The sequence below is a fragment of the Streptomyces sp. NPDC047515 genome, assembly GCF_040643055.1.
Classification (GTDB): Bacteria; Actinomycetota; Actinomycetes; order Streptomycetales; family Streptomycetaceae; genus Streptomyces.
This window is the reverse complement of the sequence record NZ_JBEYTM010000179.1, coordinates 1-1,127: the sequence shown is the minus strand read 5'-3', so window position 1 is coordinate 1,127 and position 1,127 is coordinate 1. Positions and strand designations below refer to the sequence as shown.

The window sequence follows — 1,127 nt, the reverse complement described above, 5'->3', positions numbered from 1 at the left end:
GACATCTCGAAAGCGTGGAGAACGGCCGCCTCCGCTGTCACGCGAACGACCCCAGATCAGCAGGTCGGGTGACAGGCGAGGTAAAACGCCAAGCTAAGACATCGTTTCTTATGGTGCTCGGCGGTCGCAGTCTCTGGCGGTGTTGTGGCAAGGAGAACGAGTCCACGTTGCCGGGTTCAGGCATCGTGGCGCGCCGAGGTTCCTGAGATCATCACCGCAGAAGTGCTCAAGGGGGCAGATGTCCATGTTCTTTCTGATCGTCAGCATGGTGATGGCTCTGACGCTTGGTGTGGTGGGGATGGTGACCTTGGCAACTGGCCGGCTCGCCGTGCCCTGGCTTCGCAACAATGTGGGACGACCCGGTGTCTGGGGCGCTGGCGTAATGCTGCTGGCAGCAGGGGTCGCGGCCGCGCGCGTCATGCCTTTCGAGGCCAATATGTCGCTCATGCTGGGTGGTCTTGTTCTGGTAGGGCTGTCGCAGATCCTTGGGCGTCAGGGGGCACGGCAGACGAAGTAGTAGCGCGCGACAGGCGGCGGTGGCAGATGAGGGCTGCGGCGATGCCGACGAAGGCGAGGAAGTGCTCGGGTTTGCGTTCGTATCGGCGGTGCAGGCGTCGGCAGCCGGCGAGCCAGGAAACGGTTCGTTCGACGACCCAGCGGTGGCGGCCGAGGCGGGTGGAGGACTCGATGCCCTTGCGGGCGATGCGGTGGCGAATGCCGCGCTTGCGGAGCCATCGGCGCAGGTAATCGTAGTCGTAGCCCTTGTCCGCGTGCAGCTTCGCCGGTCGCCTGCGGCGGGGTCCGCGGCGGGAGCGGATGGGAGGGATGCCGCGCACGAGCGGTTCCAGTCCTTGACTGTCGTGCATGTTGGCGCCGGAGATACCCAGCGACAGCGGCAGTCCGCTCCGGTCGGTGATCAGATGGATTTTCGATCCCAACTTGCCACGATCGGTCGGATTCGGTCCGGTCAGCAGCCCCGTTACCGTCTTCGTGGCCTCGCAATGAGGCTCCCGGCCTTCGGCCCCGGTATGACTTGAGCCCCCAGTCGAGATGATCGAAAAGGTGGTGTCGCCGGTGCCGGAGGCATCGGCAGACCGCTGATTAGAGGCACGAGCGCCGACCTCCTG

At 64.8% G+C, this 1,127-nt stretch carries 1 pseudogene; it reads right to left on the bottom strand.

The window, feature by feature from the left end:
- Window positions 1-524 precede the first annotated feature (524 nt).
- A pseudogene (locus ABZ826_RS39420) lies at window positions 525-1,127 on the bottom strand (IS5 family transposase); the annotation flags it as partial.